The 20429-nt window shown below is 46.0% G+C and carries 14 protein-coding genes; 7 read left to right on the forward strand and 7 right to left on the reverse strand.

Going from position 1 to position 20429, the window contains the following annotated elements:
* Positions 1–21: 21 nt before the first annotated feature.
* The 6 genes from DW033_RS13285 to DW033_RS13310 form a co-directional block, all read right to left on the reverse strand.
* Positions 22–177 carry a hypothetical protein gene (locus DW033_RS13285; RefSeq protein WP_227805375.1) on the reverse strand — a complete coding sequence of 52 codons (156 nt, stop codon included), beginning with the start codon at positions 175–177 and terminating at the stop codon, positions 22–24.
* A gap of 216 nt (positions 178–393) precedes the next feature.
* A complete protein-coding gene (locus DW033_RS13290) occupies positions 394–1968 on the reverse strand; it encodes a sulfatase (protein WP_008774248.1) in 1575 nt (524 codons plus the stop codon).
* Positions 1965–3395, reverse strand: coding sequence for a sulfatase (locus DW033_RS13295; protein WP_008774247.1), 1431 nt, complete (start codon positions 3393–3395; stop codon positions 1965–1967). Before DW033_RS13295 ends, DW033_RS13290 begins: the two co-directional genes overlap by 4 nt.
* An 84-nt stretch (positions 3396–3479) precedes the next feature.
* The gene (locus DW033_RS13300) at positions 3480–4985 is read right to left on the reverse strand and encodes a RagB/SusD family nutrient uptake outer membrane protein (RefSeq protein ID WP_005866325.1); all 1506 of its coding nucleotides are present in this window, start codon (positions 4983–4985) and stop codon (positions 3480–3482) included.
* Positions 4986–5003: 18 nt separating this feature from the next.
* Positions 5004–8378, reverse strand: coding sequence for a TonB-dependent receptor (locus DW033_RS13305; RefSeq protein WP_008774244.1), 3375 nt, complete (start codon positions 8376–8378; stop codon positions 5004–5006).
* 171 nt (positions 8379–8549) lie between these two features.
* Positions 8550–9521: a FecR family protein gene (locus DW033_RS13310; protein WP_122382826.1), complete on the reverse strand. Its 972-nt coding sequence runs from the start codon at positions 9519–9521 to the stop codon at positions 8550–8552.
* A 434-nt stretch (positions 9522–9955) separates the two neighbouring features.
* On the opposite strand from DW033_RS13310, the gene DW033_RS13315 reads away from it, so the two are divergent.
* Together DW033_RS13315 and DW033_RS13320 are read left to right on the forward strand one after the other, a co-directional pair.
* The gene (locus DW033_RS13315) at positions 9956–10576 is read left to right on the forward strand and encodes an HU family DNA-binding protein (protein ID WP_005866317.1); all 621 of its coding nucleotides are present in this window, start codon (positions 9956–9958) and stop codon (positions 10574–10576) included.
* Positions 10577–10945: 369 nt separating this feature from the next.
* The gene (locus DW033_RS13320) at positions 10946–11527 is read left to right on the forward strand and encodes a hypothetical protein (RefSeq protein WP_036610550.1); all 582 of its coding nucleotides are present in this window, start codon (positions 10946–10948) and stop codon (positions 11525–11527) included.
* Between the two features lie 7 nt (positions 11528–11534).
* Here the strand turns inward: DW033_RS13320 and DW033_RS13325 are convergent, their stop codons facing one another.
* Positions 11535–12077 carry an RNA polymerase sigma-70 factor gene (locus DW033_RS13325; RefSeq protein ID WP_005866315.1) on the reverse strand — a complete coding sequence of 181 codons (543 nt, stop codon included), beginning with the start codon at positions 12075–12077 and terminating at the stop codon, positions 11535–11537.
* A gap of 110 nt (positions 12078–12187) precedes the next feature.
* Between DW033_RS13325 and DW033_RS13330 the strand changes: the two genes are divergently transcribed.
* The 5 genes from DW033_RS13330 (at position 12188) to DW033_RS13345 (ending at position 20420) form a co-directional block, all read left to right on the forward strand.
* A complete protein-coding gene (locus DW033_RS13330; protein ID WP_122382827.1) occupies positions 12188–13201 on the forward strand; it encodes a FecR family protein in 1014 nt (337 codons plus the stop codon).
* 352 nt (positions 13202–13553) lie between these two features.
* The gene (locus DW033_RS13335) at positions 13554–16439 is read left to right on the forward strand and encodes a TonB-dependent receptor (protein WP_233554203.1); all 2886 of its coding nucleotides are present in this window, start codon (positions 13554–13556) and stop codon (positions 16437–16439) included.
* Positions 16440–16520: 81 nt separating this feature from the next.
* The gene (locus DW033_RS24910) at positions 16521–16799 is read left to right on the forward strand and encodes a hypothetical protein (protein ID WP_233554204.1); all 279 of its coding nucleotides are present in this window, start codon (positions 16521–16523) and stop codon (positions 16797–16799) included.
* A 27-nt stretch (positions 16800–16826) separates the two neighbouring features.
* A complete protein-coding gene (locus DW033_RS13340; protein ID WP_048927794.1) occupies positions 16827–18473 on the forward strand; it encodes a RagB/SusD family nutrient uptake outer membrane protein in 1647 nt (548 codons plus the stop codon).
* Between the two features lie 123 nt (positions 18474–18596).
* A complete protein-coding gene (locus DW033_RS13345) occupies positions 18597–20420 on the forward strand; it encodes a DUF4091 domain-containing protein (protein WP_122382828.1) in 1824 nt (607 codons plus the stop codon).
* The last annotated feature ends 9 nt before the right edge of the window (positions 20421–20429 follow it).

The following is a 20429-nucleotide window of genomic DNA, read 5'->3' on the forward strand; positions in this document are numbered from 1 at the left end:
CCGGGGAGACGCAGCTTGTCATTATTCACACAGCCAGCGGGCGATATTCCGCTCTGGCTCCCCCGGAGCTGGAACGGATGTCACGTACGGCTCTGGCTCATTGACAAAAAAAACGGGACGGCGGACATCTCCGCCGTCCCGCCCAAAAGAGACAGCCTTATCTCTGTTTGTATTCATGTCAAGGTTGGTTGTTTACTGATAACGGGGCCATATAAACCCTGTTTTTCATATCGTGCACAAACATAAGACTTCTTTTTCACAAAAGAACAAATTCCTTCTTCTTTCTAGAAATACATGCTTTATAACATACCACACTCCCTCTCGGTTGCTAGCGTGGACTTCTATTACAAAGGATAGGCGACGCAGCACGCTACGTCTCCCTCCGCTTTCTTTTTACCAATAATAGGTATCCATAATCTCCTTCATTTTAGGGGTATTCGTGTCCTCATCCTTAACATCTTTCCGCAGCTTCAGCATCTCCTCCTTCATTTGCCGGATAATCTTGGCGTATTGGGGATCGTTGTAAGCGTTGTGATTCTCACGAGGATCGGATTGAAGGTCGTAAAACTCCCATGCTGGTGTCGTGGTCTTATCCTCCGAACCAGTCATATTCAGACGGTCGCCATAGAAAAACATCAGTTTATACCGCTCATTACGGATACCCATATGGGCCGGACGGTTCGAATGTTGGGTCCAATAACGATAATACATCTCCTTACGCCAATCCCTTGGGGTATTTCCTTTCAGATTATTGCGAAAACTATGGCCCTGCGATTCTTTCGGGGTCTTCACGCCTGCGTAATCCGCCAGCAAAGAGGCAAAATCCACGTTCAAGATCATATCCTTATTGCGGGTCCCTGCCGGGATCTCTTTCGGGTAACGGATCACGAAAGGCATACGTAGAGACTCCTCATACATCATACGCTTATCGAAGAAACCATGCTCTCCTAAGAAATAACCTTGGTCGGATACGTACACCACGATCGTATTATCGGCGATTCCCATATCGTCCAGCGCTTTCAATAACTTCCCGATATTATCGTCGATCGTAGCCCCGCAACGCAGATAGTCGCGCACCAATTTCTGGTAAGCGGCGCTACGGGCGGCAGATCGATGCATGCCCTTCGTCGTAAAAGGCAACTCCGGATACCGGCACCACCATTTATCAGGGTCTTGCGACGCCACGTCCCAACGACGAGCCAACTCCTCCAAAGGCTGTCCGGAGAAGGTACGTCCATTCGTCTCCGGCCCCCAATCAAATAAGTTCTCCGGTTCCGGGAAAACAACGCCGTCATACAAATGCCTCATCCGTTCCGGAAAATCCCAAGGTTCGTGTGTAGCCTTGAAATGACAACACATCATGAAAGGCCGGTCCTTATCGGCCTCTTTCATCCAACGGATCGCCTTATCCGTCACGATATCCGTGGAGAAACCTCGTACCCGCTCCCCGAAATTACGCTCACCCGGCCAAGGGTCCGTACAGTTTATGAAAGTAGGGTCCCGGTACTCGCCTTGGTCATGAAACACGGAATAGAAGTCGAAACCTTGCGGTTGCGTTTTCAGATGCCATTTACCGACCAAAGCGGTCTGATAGCCTCCCGCCCGCATTTGCTTGGCGATATTATCCTGCTCCGGATCAAAGGAATCACTTAACGTGTAAACACCGTTCACGTGACTATAGGCTCCGGTCAAGATCGCCGCACGACTAGGGGAAGAGATCGAGTTCGTACAAAAACAATTATCTAACACGCAGCCCTCCGCAGCCAAGCGACGGATATTCTCGTTCCGGGCATAATCACCCAACACCCCCCCGTAAATGCCCCAAGACTGGGAAGTATGATCATCCGAAAGGATAAACAAGATATTGGGACGTTCCTCTTGCGCCGGTTTATCGGCGGCAAAGAGGAACTGCCCGTTCCCCGAAAGACAACAGGCAGTCATTCCGATACTTATGATCGATTGTTTCATAGGTCATGACGTTTTTTCCCTTGTACTAGACCCGGTTCCCTACGCTCCGTTCCCTTTACGCGCGTTAGGTTATCCCCTAACTCATGACGTTTCAGGTCGGCGATCTTCATCAACTTCGCGGCTTCCTCAGGATACTGGGTGATCACGTTATAACGCTCTCCCGGATCACGGCGCAAGTCGTACATCTCCGGTTTCATGATCTCCAGATTCGTCAACTTACCCGGCTGGCCGTCGTTTCCCGGCTCATAAGCCCCGTAAGTAACGTATTTATGAGGGAATACCAGCTTAAACATACCGTCCGTGACAGCCTCCAAGTCATTCTTGTTATAATAATAGACAAAGGATTCACGAGGATTCGCATCTTTCTTGCCCTCTATCAATGATAAGATACTAACGCCATCAATCTTGCGAGTAGGCAGCGGGGCCTGCGTGATCTCAGCAAACGTAGGAAGAAGGTCGATATTAGAAGCTAACTTATTACAAGTCGTGCCCGGCAACGTCTTACCTTTCCAGTACATGATACAAGGAACCCGGTTACCACCATCAAAGGTCGTAGCCTTTGCCTCACGTAACCCACCGGCTGAACCGGCATGATTCCCGTAATTGGTCCAAGGGCCATTATCGGAAGTCAAGATCACCAACGTATTATCTTCCAAGCCCAGCTCACGCAATGTCTTGAATATCTCACCTACACTCCAGTCGATCTCCATCATCACGTCGCCATATAAACCCTGCTCGCTCTTTCCCTTGAATTTATCGGAAACGGCCAACGGTACATGGGGCATATTATGAGCCAGATACAAGAAGAAAGGCTTATTCTTATTCTTCTTGATGAAATTAACAGAACGGGTGGTATAATCCGTAGTCAACCGTGTTTGGTCCGTATTATAACCGATAATCTCGTTTCCGTCATAAGTCGGCAAATCCGGGAAATTAAAGACCTCACCTTGTTGCGGGTGGAATGGCCACATATCGTTAGAATACGGCAAACCATAATACTCATCGAAGCCATTTTGCAAGGGAAGAAATTCCTTTTGGCTACCTAAATGCCATTTACCGAAGATAGCGGTACTATATCCTTTCTGTTTCAATACCTCTGCGATCGTCATCTCATCCGGATGGATTCCGTAGTTCGAATCCGGTCCCGGAGCGCCGGCGAAACCGATACGATTCGGATAGCAACCGGTCAACAAACCAGCACGAGACGCTCCACTAATCGGCTGTCCCGCCAAGAAGTGTGTAAAACGAACGCCTTCCGCCGCCATTTTGTCGATATTCGGAGTGGTATATCCATAAGCCCCATTAAAAGAAAAATCTCCGTAACCCACATCATCCAAATTGATTAGGACGATATTCGTGTAATCAGCGGCTATGCCTGCCATTGAAAAAGCTGAGGCGGCCGTCAGTAACATTAGTTTATTCTTCATGATATTATTTATTGATATATTGGCTTTGAAGTGCCATCCTGTGTTTGGCACTTCAAAGATAACAGTTTTTAATTTATCCAAGAATTAATCCCAGTTCGGATTTTGCTCCAAATTAGGGTTCAAGACTGTTTGGTTATAAGGGATCGGCCATAAATAATCTCGTTTCGGATTAAAAGAACGTTTCACGACTTCTATTCCATCATAATTATGCATCATACCATTATTCTCTTTCTCGGCGGTTTTCCAACGCAAGATATCCGAATAGTAGAGTCCTTCAAAGGTCAACTCGATACGGCGTTCACGGCGGATTACCTCACGCATCTGATCTTTCGTCAAACCTTTTGGTACTTCCGGCATATTGATATCCGGACGCCTACGCAATTGGTTGATGGCATCATAAACTGACTGATCAGGACCACTCGCCTCATTCTGCGCCTCGGCATACGTCAACAGAACTTCCGCATAACGAATTAAAATGAAATTGAAAGCCGAACGTTCTACTAAAGGAATCGTTACATCATCCTCATAAGAAGTGTATTTCTTCACACCGAAACCCGTAGTCGCCACATCTTCTTTTGTGATCGTCTTTCCTAAATACGGATAACCGATGCAAACGATCGATTTCAATAAACGAGGATCTCTGTTCTCATACGGACGAGTCGGATCATAAAGCGGTGACTCTTCTATCGTCTTCCCGTCAATACAGAGATATGTATCAACCAGTTCCTTCAAGGGAGCCGGACGATTCAAGCGCCAGATATTCTGATCATAATCCGTTGGATACTCCGGCAATTTCGCTTCTATATCAAAGATTACCTCACAATTATATTTATTATCTTCGCTAAAGAAATGACGATAATCATTGAATAATTGATAAACGCCAGACTCCATTACCTGCTTAGCAGCTTGGGCCGCCTCCGCCCAACGAGAATTATATAATAAAGTACGGGCTTTTAACGCTAACGCAGCACCTTTTGTCGCACGTCCCAAGTCTGAGCTAGCATAGGTGTCCGGTAGCACGGCAGCGGCCTCCTCCAAATCCTTGACAATCTGATTCACTACCTCGTCCTTGGAATTGCGAGGTAATTCGGCTTGCTCATCCGCATTGGGAGCATCTATAATCAGTGGCACACCTCCGAATTTATCGACCAGACTTAAATAATAGAAAGCTCGTAAGAACTTGGCTTCACCCACCATCTTCGCCTTCTCCGACTCATCCATATCAACACCTCCGACATTAGCGATGAAAGTATTCGTACGGCCAATACCAACGTAACAGTTCTTCCATAAACTTCCGATTAGAGCCGTAGTAGACAAATGTTCACCCTTTCCAATCGCTTGCGTACCATTCGCCTCGTTATAAGGCATCGCATTCGCTGTCAGCATATCGAATTCCATCGTATGCAATGAACGCCAAGGTTTCAATGCGTTGTAACATCCCATTATACCGGCGCTCGCATGCTCTTTTGTCTTCCAGAATGTTTCCGTGGAATATTGATCGGAAGGATCTACATCCAACCAGCTATCACAAGCGATTAAACTCATACAAGCGACAGCGACACATATCATCTTATATATTTTACGTCTCATATTATTATTCCTTATTATTTAAAATGTGACATTAACACCTGCCGTATAAGTCCGTACAGACGGATAGGCATACCAGTTGCTTCCCTTCAAGTTCTTCTCCGGATCAAAATCCTTCATCGGAGAGAACGTGAATAAGTTTTGCGCATTGACAAAGACCTTTAATCTCTTAACCACACCGCTTTTCAAGAAAGAGGCCGGTACGTTATAAGAAAGTTGCAAGTTCTTCAAACGTAAATAAGAGGCATTTCTCAACCAGAAATCATTTGTACGGAAATTCTCGTTCAAGCATCCTTCATACGTAGTCAAGATAGGCAATGTAGCGCTGGTTCCCCGCTCGGGAGTCCAAGCATCCGTCAACCATTGTTCCGGCAAACCACAACCAAACCATAAAGGAGTAGCACCAATGCGGTCTCCATATGTATAGACATCAGTTACACCTTGGAAGAAAGCGCCCAGATCCCAATCCTTATATCCTAAGTTGATATTGAATCCATAAGTTATCTTAGGAATCACACCACCACGTATCTGGCGGTCATCTTCGGTAATTTTCCCATCTCCATTCGTATCCTCAAACTTCAGATATCCCGGTTTAGTAGCTGCGGTTTGATACGGACTATTCTTGATTTCCTCCTCAGATTGGAAAATACCGATAGCATGAAGCATATAATAAGAATCGATAGGCTTTCCTTCTTCCAAGATAAACATTCCATCAATGATTGTTTGCCCCTTCAAGCTAACGATCTTATTCTTGATAAAGGTCATATTTCCATTTACCTCGTAACGGAAGTCCCCGATATTGTTCCGATACCCCATATTCAACTCGAAACCTTTATTGCTCACCTCGCCGATATTACGGATCGGGCCATCCAGACCACCTACTTGATCCGGCAAAGTAACCTTTCGCAAGATGTCGGAAGTACGTTTATCAAAGAACTCGAAAGAGAAATCTAAGTTTCCGTTTAACAAGCTAGCGTCAATACCGACATTCGTCATGGTCGTTGTCTCCCATGTGATGTTCGGATCGTTATAGGCGGTAATAGCCGCTCCGGATTGCATCGCTCCATTCAACGGGTAGTTATAATCCGTAATTGAACCATCATTTTTTATCACCTTCAAGTTCATTAGGTCCACGTAACGGAACAAATCGATACGCTCGTTACCCAATTGTCCCCAAGAAGCTCTCAATTTCAGATTATATATCCAAGGAATATCTTTCATAAACTCTTCCTCGCTCAAACGCCATCCGGCAGAGAATGATGGGAAAATACCCCAACGATTTCCTTTGGCAAAACGAGACGAACCATCATAGCGAAAGTTACCCTCAAATAAATAACGATCCTTATAACCATAATTCACCCTACCAAAGTAAGACATCAAGACTGATCTCGAGGAAGTACCCGCTACACTCGGATTACTAGAACCTGCGTTTAATTCGTGCAACTCGTTCCCTAAGAAACCTTCTACCTTAGCGGAAAACTCAGTCTTATCATCGCTCTCAAAACTATAGCCAGCCAATACTTTTACGTCATGGGCATCATTGAACTTCTTGCCCCAAGATAAAGTATTGAATACTGTAACTGCCAAGTCATTCTTATCACCTTTATAGGCATGGCGTGTATTCTGACCGTCATAAACCACTCGTTTCTCCTCATTGGTCTTCAACTGATATTCGTATACATCAGGCGCAAAACGAGATTGCAGATAATCATATTTGTTTAAACCGACATTCAAGTTATAAACGATATCAAACGGAAGCTTATATTCCGCAGACAAATTCGCCAACATACGCAAGGACTTATGCTTGTTCTCGCCCTCATCGGCCAACGCCAACGGATGGCGATAGATATTATGCCCAGGAGTACGGATAAAGGTATCCGCATAGCGACCATCGGCCGTATAAGTCGGGTGGAAAGCCTGCGCTTTATAAGTCATCTCCACTAAGTTTGCCACACCCGCTACCGGCTCATTATAGATCTGATAATGCGCATTGATATTAGCGCCGATCTTCAAACGGCTATTTACCTGAGCAGTCGTATTCACAGCTAAGGTATATTTATTGGAATCCGTTCCACGCAATACTCCATTTTGATCACCATAGCCTAAAGATACGGAATACGTATATTTATCATCACCTCCGGAGAAACGCATGTTATGCTCCATAATAAAGGCATTATTATACATAATATCCAACCAATTATTCTGCGGATACATAATCGGGTCTGTTAACATACCTTGTTTGTACTCCTCGATTAACGCATCAGAATAATCCACCGTTAGTTTACCTTCGTTCCGTTGCGCTTGGTTTCTCATTTCCATAAACACGACCGGATCATATACGAAGTTAGGCAGATAGGTAGCCTGCTGCACGCCGAAATAGTTATTATAATCGACGGTAAACTTACCTTTCTTTCCCCCCTTTGTCTTTACCAAGACAACGCCATTCGCCGCACGAGAACCGTAGATAGCGGAAGAAGCCGCATCTTTCAATACGGAAATACTCTCAATATCATTCGGATTTACCGCTTCCAACGGGAACTCGATGCCATCCACCAAAATCAATGGATTATTATCGTTCAAGGTTCCCTGACCACGAATACGAATCGTCGCCCCGTCCGCTCCCGGCTGAGCACCCGCTTGATTTACGTAAACACCTTGCGTACCTTGCAACGCTTGGGTCGAGTTGGTGATCGGACGATTCTCCAACGTCTCCGCATCCAAAGAGGAGATCGCTCCTGTTAAATTCACTTTCTTCTGCGTTCCGTAACCTACAACCACAACCTCATCCAACTTCTGGGTATCCTCGGACAGGCTGACCATTACTTTCGAAGAATTACCAACCTCGACCGTACGATCCGTATAACCAATAAAAGAAACTACCAAGATCGCATTGTCCGGTACTTCCAGACTGAAGTTTCCATCAATATCCGTAATCGTTCCGTTCGTAGTGCCTTTAACGACAACATTCGCCCCGATAATGGGTTCTCCCAAGGCATCTTTTACTTGCCCGGTAATCTTTCGTGGCGAAGACTGGAATAAGGCATTCGGATGTGAGACACTTGAAACACTCTTTGACTTAATTATAATCTGCCGGTCTACAATCTCATATTGGTATCCCGTATTTTTCAAGGCTTGCTCTAAGACCTCCTCTAACGAAGCATTATTTGCTTTTACACTCGTTTTCCTATTTACATTTACTTGATTATCATTCAAGAAGAACGTGTACTCACTATTTTTCTCTATTTCTTTTAGCACTTCCGATATACTGCAATCCTGTTTATTCATGGAAAGCTTATAATTCTGTCCATAGGTAGAAGCGGATACAGTGCATGCGAAAGCCAAGGATAACAACGCACTTATCTTCATGACTCGGTTTACTTTTCTGATTTTTTTCATAACTTTGTAATGTTTCTGATGAATAAATTAGCAGGTGTGTCGGCCTCTCAACTCCTAACGCCTGCCGTCAAGAACATTTGATCAGGAGGAGAAACCTAGTTTTTCCTCCTGTTTTTTATTAGACTCAAGAACTGTTAACAAGCATATCTCCTAGAATTTAACGTTAGACACTCATTTATCTCCCTTTATATATAGTTCATATTCATTGTCTTTCTCTCTGTATTTAATGGGCGACGTATTGCTCAGCATAAACAGGATTCGCTCCAAGGACTCATCCCGTACCTTAAACGTAAACCGATATTTCTCCGCTATCTCCTTCGGGCACTTTATCTTCCGCCCGAACCAAGGCTCCAGACGGGTAAGGATCATGCTCAAGCGTTCGTTCTCAAAACTGAGGACACCGTTACGCCAACCCGAATACTCCTCGGCATTAACCGTCTTAACTCTAACGGTATTCGCTTGTTTGTCGAAAACCAACATCTCGTTCGGGTTCAATATCACCTCACGCCTGTTCTTCACATTGGGACCTCCCAAGCCAATCTTCACCTTACCGTTTAACAGGATCGTCTCCAACTTGCTCTCGGAATCATAATTGAAAACCTCGAAGGCCGTGCCCAAGGCCGTTACATCCATGTTCTTGGTATGCACGGTAAATGGTCTTTCCCGATCTTTCGCCACGTCGAAGAAGGCTTGCCCTTTTAATTCCACATCACGGGTCTTGCCATCGAAACTCTTTGGGTAGATCAATTGGCTATTCGGCCCCATTCTCACGGTCGTGCCGTCCGATAAGGAAACCGACTCTATGCAACGGACACCGGAGGCCATTACATATATATATTGATCTTCTTTCGTATGAGACCAATAAACTACGCTTCCTACACCTAAAAGTAGCAATATGGAGGCGGCTATCGCCGTAATCTTATAGACCCAGAGTTTACGGACACCGTTTGTCGCCATTGTCCGGGCTATGATTCGTTCCCACATGCGATTCCCCACCACGGGATTCACGCGATCCGCAGCCTCGTCCCATTGGGAACGCATACGCTCTTCCACTTTTGGGTCACACAGCAAACGTTGCCGATCTTTCTCATCCAGAGCATTTCGCATCAACTTCTTCAATATCGTTCTCGTATCTTCGCTCATGTTTATTATTCTTGTTCTATTTATAAATACACGCCACGACTCCCTCCCCCCTATTGGAAGATAAAAAAATTCGCTTAGGTTAATCAAATTCAGATAAGATACCCAAATACGATTGAAAAATAATCATGCCTAAAGCCTCAAGTACAATTAAATGTCCATTACTTATAGGTACTCTTTAAAATTATCTTTACGAAATTGTATTTTATCAGTATCTTCCTTGCTTTCCATCCTTATATTTCCGTCCTTTGTATTCAATGAAATTGGTTGCCGACGGTGTCGGCAGTATTTCCGACGCCGTCAGCAATATTTCCGACAGCGTCAGCAGCATTGCCGAGGGCGTCGGCAACCGATTTCATCAAATAGAAACGCCAAAGAGATAAACGTTAAATCTCCGAGGCATCCTATACATTATCCATTTAAATAACGAGAAAATCATGGGAAAACCAAGAAGTGGCATCCAAGTCAGTATTTATAATACACCGGGCAATGAACAACGCGGGCCAACATCCTGCGCACGAGTCATCACCAGAGATACCAAACGCATGAACGATATATGTGAGTATATTTCCGAATGCTCATCCGTCACCTCCGCCGACATAAAAGGTGTATTGGAGGCGCTTACTTCCTATATCGGCAGGGAATTATCCTATGGGTACAGCGTGGAACTGGAAGGATTGGGACATTTCTCGCCATCGGTAAAAAGCAAAGAAGTAACGGACCAGAAAGGAAATACTAAATCAAGCGCTAGCATACACGGCGTTAACTTCCGCTGCTCTCCCCGACTGAAGGAGATGGTAAAAAAGAACGCCCCCATCTTGGTTAAACGGGAAAATCTGCCCAAAACGGGAATTGAGGGAAGGAAGGCTAAGATGTTATCTTATCTAGAAAGAAACTCATATATAAATCTCACCGATTACGCCGGCTTGAACAATTGTACCCGCTACCGTGCGAGCGAGGATATCAAGCAATTTATCAAGGATAACGTAATAGCCAGCGTAGGATATCGAACACACCGGATTTATGTGCTGCCTGAAAAAGAAGACGAGCAAAACTAAAACTTAGGACGAAAAACAACCACAATCGTTATTATTTATCAAAGAAGAAAGACTATCTTTGCCGTGCTACCGATAATGGGGTTAAAGCGATAATCCCTGTGTGGCACTAATTATAAATACGGCATTTTAAGATATTATTCCCTTCGTGTAAATTATCCCCGTAATTAAGAAATCGGAATAATAGCAACTAAATGCCCATGCTAATTGTATATACTCAAATATATATAATAAAGCATGGGCTGTTGTCTATTATCGATTTCAAGGGTATGGGGATACCCTACACGTTGGGTAGTAGCGACAGTTCCATGCTTTTTTATGATATCGTCGCTACATCATATTTATTCACGATAAAATACTTTTGAATATATTATGACAAGGCTAGACGTAAAAGAACAAATTCCCGATCAGGAGGTGACATCCTCCAAAGACAGTATATATATTAATGTACAAAGCCTGAAAGAGTATTCACGGCATATTATCGCCATGGCTAATGAATTTGACCGCCAAAAAGCCGTTATAACCAAGACCGAACTACAAATGACCTCTCTTTTACGAACCTGTCGCCAACAAGAGTTAGAGCTTAGATCCCTGAAACTAGAGAACCTACGGTTATTGAGAACGATAAAAGACTTATCGGGAAAAGAAATCTCACCTAATATCTATCTTCCCCATGAATTACCCCTAATCATTACGGACGATATCATGAATGTACTCTCCTTATCTCTCGTGAGCGATTTTGACCTAGACACCCGAACGATAAACATGTTACGAAAAATGGAAATCTATACATTGGAAGATCTGCTGCGATACACGAAAGATAAAGGACTACAAGTCCTACTAAAATACAGGGGATTCGGCGCTCATTCCTTAGCCCTCTTGAAGGAGAGCCTGATAAAAAAAGGCGTATTCGAACGCAGTGGCACTTCCGGACTCTATAAATACGTGACCTAGGAAAGCGCTAGATAAACCAGATAAGTAACATGATATTTTTCTTCAAGAACTTCAAGGCTTCGCTGATCTGGTTCTCAACGGTCTTCTCCGAAATATTGAGTTGGAAGGCTATCTCTTTATAGCTTTTATGCTCCTTCCGGCTTAGATTAAAGATAACCCGGCGTCTTTCCGGCAATTCCTCTATCAAATGATCGATATACTCCCCCAAGTTATAGGCGGTGATCTCTTCCTCTAAGTCGTAGGAGGTCTCCATAGCGGACAAGACCGTCATTTTATAAAAGTCCTCGTTCACGTTCTTCCGGTGCTGATTAAAGATCAAGTTACGGGTGATGACAAACAGAAGCCCCTTGAAGTTATCATCCTCCCGGATGAATTCCCTCGACTCCCAGACCTTGATAAACACCTCTTGTACCACATCCTCGGCCACATCCCGATTATTCAAATAAAGCCCGCAGAAATGATAAACCTTTTCCCAATATTGTTTATACAACATCGAAAAAGCCTCCCTATCTCCTTCTTTCAACGACTTTATAATTTGTCTCTCTTTCATTTAGCATCACATATCGTTTCGCAAAGATAATAAAATCATATACTAATAAAAGTTAATGATATCCCAGTTCTCCCGGACTTCTTTGTACTATTAATATAGCACGAGAAATAATGGAAGAAGAAAACAAACATATAAGCGATTTATTAATCCGATACGTAAATGGACTCTATACACGGAACGATATAGAGACCTTGCGGAAGTTAGCCTCATCCATAACGGAGCGAGCAGAATTAGAAAGCGAAATGGACCGGGTCTGGAACGAAGCGCAGGACTTACCTCAATCCGATTCCCATAATCATCTGCTTTATAAGAAGGAGGCGCAAGACCTGTTGGATAAGACACGTAAAAGAGAAAGAAGAATCTCCCTATCCACTTTCATCAAGTATGCGGCGAGCATAGCGATTATCGTTTCCATCGGATTCGGAGCGAAACTATACCTAAATCATTCAGCGAAGCAGCATACATCTGCTAGCGACCATCTCCTAACGGAAATAAGCGTCAATCATGGCGAACATAAGCAAGTCACCCTTCCCGATGGCACGGTCGTTCATCTAAACGCCGGTACCGTCATGCGATACCCAACGGAATTTACCTCTGACATCCGTTTGGTAGAAATGGAAGGAGAAGCTTTTTTCAATGTCATGAGAGACGAGGGCAAGCCCTTCATCGTCCGTACCCGACAAGCCGACGTAAAAGTACTCGGAACCTCTTTCAACGTAAAAGCCTATCAAGAGGATGAGTTGATGGCCGTCAGCGTTCGGACCGGAAAAGTTGAGGTGGATATGCCCGAAAGCGTAATGCGCCTATTACCGAACGAGCAAGTAATCGTGAATAACGCGAATGGAGAGATCCTTAAAAAGAACGAGGACGTCCAAAAAGTAACGGCATGGTTGCAAGGCGGCCTTTATTTTAACCGGACACCTATTAGTAGCGTTGTACATGATCTGGAACGGATGTATAATCAAGCGATCGTACTCGATCCGAATAGCGTATTCGACGATTACATCTATGGCGAGCACGACAATAAAAGTCTGAAAGCCGTACTGAACGTGATTCAATATTCAACCGGCATCCGATACCGGACGGAAGGAAACCGGATCGTGTTATACAAAACGAGTTATTAACCTTAAAATCGATTTGTCATGAAAGATACGACCTAAGCATAGCCACATAAAAAAGGGAAACCGACCTCTGACCTTCGATCTCCCTTTATCTTTCCCGATATGTACACCCTTGGATTGGACCCCCTTGGAGATTACAGAAATCGGACTGTTTTTAAAAGTGTATAAAAACAACCTTTAAACATACAAAATTATGAACTTTCCAACTATTACTAGGTATAATTGGATGTGTTGTTCTATTATTTTAGTTTTTTTAGCGTTAAGCTCCCCTAAGCCTCTGCAAGCCCAAGAAAATCAAAAAGAAAGAATAACGATTCAAGTAAAAAACCAACCCATACAAAAAGTCTTCGATGATTTGTCGAAGCAGACAGGATTAAAGTTTTTCTATGGAGAAGCCATAGCGAACCGGAACGTACAAGTTAACCTAAAGTTCAAGAACGCTCCCATCAACAGCGTATTGAACGAGATCACCCGGCAAGCCAATCTTTATTTTAAGCGAGAGAATAACACGATAGCCGTCAGTCTCGGAAACGCGGGCAACGCCTCCGTTCCAGTGACACAAGACCGGAAAGTGACCGGTATCATTACAGATGAACGGGGCGAACCGATCATCGGGGCGAACGTCGTGGTAAAAGGTACGTCCAAAGGGACAGTTACCGACCTGAACGGTGAGTATAGCATCGAGGCGAACGGTAAATCGATCCTGCTCATATCTTACATCGGCTATTTATCGGAAGAAGTGGCCGTAGGCAACAACAAGACCCTTAATATCCAGCTAAAGGAAGACGCCCAAAAGCTTGACGAGGTAGTCGTGATTGGTTACGGAACACAGAAACGAAGCAATCTTTCCGGAGCGATCTCGAAAGTCACCTCTGAGGTTATCGAATCTAAGCCCGTGACCAACGTGCTATCCGCCTTGCAGGGAGAAATACCGGGGATGGTTATCCAACGAAGCTCCGGCCAGCCGGGTAACGAGGACTTTAAGATGAACATACGTGGAGTCTCATCCGCTAACGGAGACAGTGCCCCGCTGGTTTTAGTAGATGGTATTCCCGGTGATATCAATATGATCAATCCGCAGGATATCGATGCCATCTCCGTCTTAAAAGATGCCTCCGCCTCTATTTACGGAGCACGGGCCGCAGGCGGCGTTGTCTTGATTACGACCAAGAAGGGAGCGACCGGCGCACCTAAGATCACTTACAATGGAAACTTGTCGATCTCCAAGATGACCGGTATGATGAAAGCGCCAACCAATTATGAGATGGCGATCATGGACAACGAGGCCAATATCCATAACGGCTCCGCCCCTATGTATACGCAAGAGCTTCTGGATAGGATCTTGTCCAACGACCCGAATCCGATCGATCACCCGTTGTATGGAGGATGGAAATTGTTCTTTACGAACACGGACTGGATGGACGAGCTGTTGAACAACGGCGTTCAGCATAAGCACAATCTCACTATCTCCGGTGGCGGCGAGAAATCCAATTATTATTTATCCGCCGGTTATAGCAAGCAATTCGGAGTCGTAAAATATGCCGACGACAATAACACCAAGTATAATCTACGTATGAACTACGATTATAGGATCACGGATTGGTTAAAGCTGGAAACCAAAGTAGCCTTGGACAATAATAAACGTACCGATGTAGGCAGCAACGGAGCGTGGGTAATCGGTGAGGCGATTCTGGATATGCCTAACCACCCGGTCTATAATGCCGATGGTAACTTCTTCACCCAAGGAGGCTGGAGCAATGCCGTAGCGTTGGCCAAAGAGAGCGAGACCGCCACGTTCAAGACCCGGGAGATGAATGGTAATTTCAGGTTAATCGCCAACATTATCGACGGACTGACCTTAACCGCCCAAGCCGGTGTTAATTATAAGAACAAGAACAATGAGGACATAGCGAAAGCGATCCCTCTTTATACATGGGACAATAATATCACCTACTACACCGGAGCGGGAAGTCCGGAGCAGTCTGCCGTGGATCGCACGACAGAAGAGACCGTTTACCAAAATTACACGGCCTACTTGAATTACGATAAGAACTTCGGCCCGGACCACCATCTGGACGCCATGTTAGGTATGGCCTACGAGACGGAGGAAGTCCGCATGTTCATGGCACGCCGTGATAACTTCATCTCGGATGAGCTGTGGGAGCTTAACCTCGGAGGCACGGGAAATATGAAGAACGACGCCAAAGCCGAGCATTGGGCTACCGGCTCTACCTTCGCCCGCCTAGGCTACAGCTTTAAGAACAAGTACATTCTGGAGACAAACTTCCGTTATGACGGTAGTTCCCGTTTCGCCCCCGGCAACCGGTGGAGGATGTTTCCCGGAGTCTCCGCCAGCTGGCGTATCTCTCAAGAAAACTTCTTGAAAAACTCCAAGGTATTCAATGAGCTGAAGTTAAGAGCATCATACGGACAGACCGGAAACCAAGAAGGTATCCGCCTGTATGACTATATCCAGTTGCTAAAGTTTAGGGACGATGGCTGGGGAACTAAATTAATCTATCCGTTCGGAAACGGTTCCCAAAGCCAAGCCATGGGCTTAGACGTATTGGCCGGGGTAGACCGGACATGGGAAATTCTGGAGAATGTCAACGTGGGTGTCGATGCCGCTTTCCTTGATTCCCGCCTCGGCTTCTCGTTTGATTATTTCGTGAAGATGAATAATAATATGTTAATTCCGGTAACTTATCCCAGCATGTTAGGCGCGGAGGCACCCTACTCGAACTCGGGTAAATTACGCACGAACGGCTTCGAGTTGACATTGAACTGGACCGACAAGATCGGCAACGTTGAATACTCTGCCCAATTCCAGTTGACCGACGCCGTGAACAAATTAGTTGAATACGGAGGTGCCGATACCTATAAACTAGGATTGAACGAGACCCGGGAAGGTTATCCCATGAATTCCTATTTCGCTTACGTATACGATGGCGTGATCAAGGACCAAGCGGATCTCGACGCTTATAAGAAACTAGAGGGCGTACCTTCCAATATCGGCATCGGAGACGCGAAGTTCAAGGATTTGAACGGCGACGGTAAGATCTCCACCTACGGTGATAAAGATGGGGATGACGGCGACGCCGAATACGTTGGCTCCACCACTCCCCGCTATTCCTTCGGATTGAATCTGGGCGCTAAATGGAATAACTTCGATATCAGCGTATTCTTCCAAGGAGTTGCCAAGCGCACCTTGTTCCGTGAAGGAGACTTCGCCATGCCTTAGAGCGACTGGTGGAGATACCCGCCTCAGTTCTACTACGGCCAGACATGGAACGAGGATCGCCCGGACGCCTATTATCCCCGCTTGACGCATGGGGAGATCCGGCATTGGAATTATCAGGCATCCACCCTGCAAAAGATCAACGCCGCCTACATTCGCCTAAAGAATATCCAGATAGGCTACACGCTCCCCAAAGGTGCGTTACAGAAACTAGGCATCGAACGGACACGCTTTTACGTAAGCGGACAGGATCTATTCGAGATACATAACGTAAAAGGAGGATGGGACCCCGAGTCGGACAAAGCCGGATTCAATTATCCGTTCCAACGTTATTATTCTTTCGGTATTGACTTAACTTTCTAAGGTTCCACGAAAAAACAAATTAGCAGTATGAGACGATTTAATATAATTATAGCGCTATCGGCCACACTCGGGCTATCTAGTTGCGACTTGGATATGACACCTATGGATCAAGTGTCCGACGCCGTATTTTGGCAAAAGCCTTCCGATTTCGAGTTGGCCGCCAATGATTTTTACTTCAGCCTGATGGAGGCCTCCCAATATATAGATAAGAACTCGGATATCGCTTTCGGTTCGGGGGCGGACGACGTAAGCGATGGTTCTTATTTAGCACCGGTCAATTCGGATGATTGGGATGAGCCTTGGAAATTCATCCAATCCACTTCCTATCTGCTCAAGAAAGCGGAGGAGTCTGGATTGACCGATGACGAGATCGGACGCTGGAAAGCTGAGGCCCATTTCTTCCGGGCCTACAACTACTGGAAACTGGTCAAATTCTACGGAGGGGTTCCCAAGATAGAGATTCCCTTGAATACCTCCTCGGAACAGCTTTACACGCCTCGCTCCTCCCAGCAGGAGATCATTGATTTTATCATCGACGATCTCGATAAGGCGATTCCTTTGCTTCCCAAGCAAAGCCAGTTGACTACCGAGGAATTGGGCCGTACCACGCAAGGGGCCGCCTTAGCGTTAAAAGCCCGCGTATCCTTGTACGAGGGAACTTGGGAGAAATACCATCAAGGCTCCAACGCCGATATGTATATCCAATCGGCCATCGATGCCGCCCAAGCCTTAGTGGATTCCAAGGAATACGCCTTGTTCCGGGATAAAGGGAAGGAAAGCTATAAATATCTACATATCTTAGAGGGGGATGATAGCAAGGAGGTCTTATTGGCAAGGCGTTATTATAAATTGAGAGTGACCCATAACTGGACACGGGAACTTTGGTTCGGTGCCATGGTTCCTACAAAAAACCTTGCGGATATGTATTTATGTAACGATGGTCTGCCCATCGATAAATCTCCTTTATTTAAGGGATTCCAATACCAGACGAGTGAATTCGAGAACCGGGACTCCCGTATGGAGCAGACGTTTATCGTTCCCGGTAGCGAGGTCTTTTTCGAGGGAGGTCTCTGGACACCTACCTATCCGGGATTTGTAGGGAATAGCGCTACACGCACAGGCTATATGATCCGTAAGTTCTTGGATGAGACATTGGATGCCGCTCAATTCATCGGCGAATACGACTTCAAGGAGTTTCGTTACGCCGAAGTCCTGCTGATCCTCGCCGAGGCTTTATACGAGAAGAACGGACAAATCACGGACGATCAGTTAGACATCACCATCAATGATCTGAGAAACCGGGCGAATATGCCTCACCTAACCAACGCTTTCGTCTCCGTCAACGGCCTGAATATGCTGGAAGAGATCCGGCGTGAGAGAACCGTGGAACTGGCATTCGAAGGATATCGCCGGGACGACCTACGTCGTTGGGGCACGGCGGAAACGGTTCTTCCCCTTGCGATCCGTGGCGTGAAATTCGTGGGTACGGAGTATCAACAGAAATTCCCGGAGTTGGTGATCGGGCAGGATATACAGGTGGATAGCGATGGCTTTATCATCGCCCAACCCGCATCCGCCCGCAAGTTCCAGACACCGAAGCATTGGCTATCCCCGATCCCTTTGCAACAGGTACAATTGTCGAAAGGAACCTTGGAACAGAATCCGGGCTGGTAAGGGTTTTTCCAAGAATAAGCGACTATATATATGAGGGTAGGCCCTACCTATACGAGAAGGGAGGGCCTACCTATCTGGGAGGGGAATCCCATTTAAATATGAATTATCTTAAATTTTTATAGCATGAAGAAATACTTTTTAGCGGTAGCTAGTTTTTTTATTTATTCTCATATCAGTCTAGGCCAAGTGTATCCGGGGCAGATGGATTCCACGTTTGTCCCTGTACGGAGTCACCACTATGACCCGGAGTTAACATTTGATTTTTGCGTGAATGAACCCGCTTGGAGCAATCAGGCGGGTATCCATTCCGCCTTCGGATCGACCGACCGGCTTTATTTCCGGAAGGAAGTACCCGTAAACCATGACAACGATTTATCATCTTCCTACTCTACGGCCGTTTGGAGGGGGGAAAGAGCGAATGCCCAGATATTGGTATGGTCGTCAGAAGCATTGGAACAAGTACGTGTCTCTACGCAAGACTTGAGGAGCGCCGAGGGAAACATCATCCCGAAAGATCGGATTACCTTCGAGTTGGTGCGTTACGTATTGTCCAATTATCCGTATGCCGAGAAAAAAGCCATCTGCGGGGAATCTCCCTACAAATCCGGCTTCTTGATGCCAGACCGTTTCGAGACGCTGGACCGCTTCGATCTCCCTTCCCAAACCACCCGTCCGGTATGGATGATGGTGGATGTGCCGAGAGGAACCGCTCCCGGTACGTATAAAGGCAAAGTGGAGGTACGGGCGAAAGGCAAGGCTCCTCAACTATTGAATCTGGAGATCGTGGTGCAAAACCAGTTGCTCCCCTATCCGAAAGACTGGAAATACCGTCTGGACCTATGGCAGAACCCGTGGGCCGTGGCATGGTACAATCACGTGGAACCGTGGTCACCAGAACATAAGATGCTTCTCAAGCAGCATTTGAAGCATTATGCCGACGCGGGTGGTACCTACATCACGACTTATGGAGTACATTCTCCTTGGTCCGATAACTCCTATATGATCGAGGGGGGCATGATCGAGTGGATCAAGAAAGCGGACGGCACATGGGCCTTCGACTACAAGATCTTCGACGAGTACGTAGAATTAGCGATGGAATGTGGCATCAACGAGGCAATCACCCTCTATACCCCGATTCCTTGGGGATTCCGTCACCGCTATAAGGACGAGGCTACGGGCGATTATTCTTATATCAACTGGGCGCCAAGCTCGGAGGAATTCAAGAAGATGTGGAATATCTTCCTCACGGATTTCAAGTTCCATCTAGAAGCTAAAAGCTGGTTGGACATCACCTATATCGGAATCAACGAGAATCCGATGGAAGAGACCTTAGCGGCTATCAATGTCGTGCGCAACCATGATAAATGCTGGAAGATCACTTACGCCGGCAATTGGCATAAGGAATTGGACGGACTGCTGGACGATTATTCTTTCCTTTACGGAGAGGAACCTACCATCGCCGAGCAAAAGGCACGGGCCGCCACCGGACGCACGTCCACCGTATACGTATGCTGTAACCCGCCGATCCCGAACAACTTCGTGTTCTCACCTCCTATCGAGGGACGTTGGATCAGTTGGTATGTAATGGCGTATGGGTACGACGGCTTCTTGCGATGGGCTTACGACGCTTGGCCGGAAGATGCCGATCGCGACGCACGTCATGGCTCTTGGGCAGCAGGCGATTGCTACATGGTATATCCGGGAGGCAAGAGTTGCATCCGCTTCGAGAAGATGAGAGAGGGTATCGTGGATTTCGAGAAGGTCCGTATCTTACGGGAACTGACCGCCCAATCGGGTAACGCGCAAGCCCAAGGCTTATTGAAGCAGCTAGACCAACATTTGTCTATCTTCCCGAAAGAGAAAGAGTTCGATGAGAACAAGATCTCGGCGGATGTACGTAAGGGTAACCTCATCATCCGTCAACTGTCCGATCTTTTGGCGAAATAATGGGCTTAT

Source organism: Parabacteroides sp. AF39-10AC (assembly GCF_003635405.1).
Lineage (GTDB): Bacteria > Bacteroidota > Bacteroidia > Bacteroidales > Tannerellaceae > Parabacteroides > Parabacteroides distasonis.

What these genes read in the sequence shown, in the direction of transcription:
- DW033_RS13285 (WP_227805375.1), bottom strand. Translation starts at nt 177, where the DNA reads ATGAATACAAACAGAGATAAGGCTGTCTCTTTTGGGCGGGACGGCGGA.
- DW033_RS13290 (WP_008774248.1), bottom strand. Translation starts at nt 1,968, where the DNA reads ATGAAACAATCGATCATAAGTATCGGAATGACTGCCTGTTGTCTTTCG.
- DW033_RS13295 (WP_008774247.1), bottom strand. Translation starts at nt 3,395, where the DNA reads ATGAAGAATAAACTAATGTTACTGACGGCCGCCTCAGCTTTTTCAATG.
- DW033_RS13300 (WP_005866325.1), bottom strand. Translation starts at nt 4,985, where the DNA reads ATGAGACGTAAAATATATAAGATGATATGTGTCGCTGTCGCTTGTATG.
- DW033_RS13305 (WP_008774244.1), bottom strand. Translation starts at nt 8,378, where the DNA reads ATGAAAAAAATCAGAAAAGTAAACCGAGTCATGAAGATAAGTGCGTTG.
- DW033_RS13310 (WP_122382826.1), bottom strand. Translation starts at nt 9,521, where the DNA reads ATGAGCGAAGATACGAGAACGATATTGAAGAAGTTGATGCGAAATGCT.
- DW033_RS13315 (WP_005866317.1), top strand. Translation starts at nt 9,956, where the DNA reads ATGGGAAAACCAAGAAGTGGCATCCAAGTCAGTATTTATAATACACCG.
- DW033_RS13320 (WP_036610550.1), top strand. Translation starts at nt 10,946, where the DNA reads ATGACAAGGCTAGACGTAAAAGAACAAATTCCCGATCAGGAGGTGACA.
- DW033_RS13325 (WP_005866315.1), bottom strand. Translation starts at nt 12,077, where the DNA reads ATGAAAGAGAGACAAATTATAAAGTCGTTGAAAGAAGGAGATAGGGAG.
- DW033_RS13330 (WP_122382827.1), top strand. Translation starts at nt 12,188, where the DNA reads ATGGAAGAAGAAAACAAACATATAAGCGATTTATTAATCCGATACGTA.
- DW033_RS13340 (WP_048927794.1), top strand. Translation starts at nt 16,827, where the DNA reads ATGAGACGATTTAATATAATTATAGCGCTATCGGCCACACTCGGGCTA.
- DW033_RS13345 (WP_122382828.1), top strand. Translation starts at nt 18,597, where the DNA reads ATGAAGAAATACTTTTTAGCGGTAGCTAGTTTTTTTATTTATTCTCAT.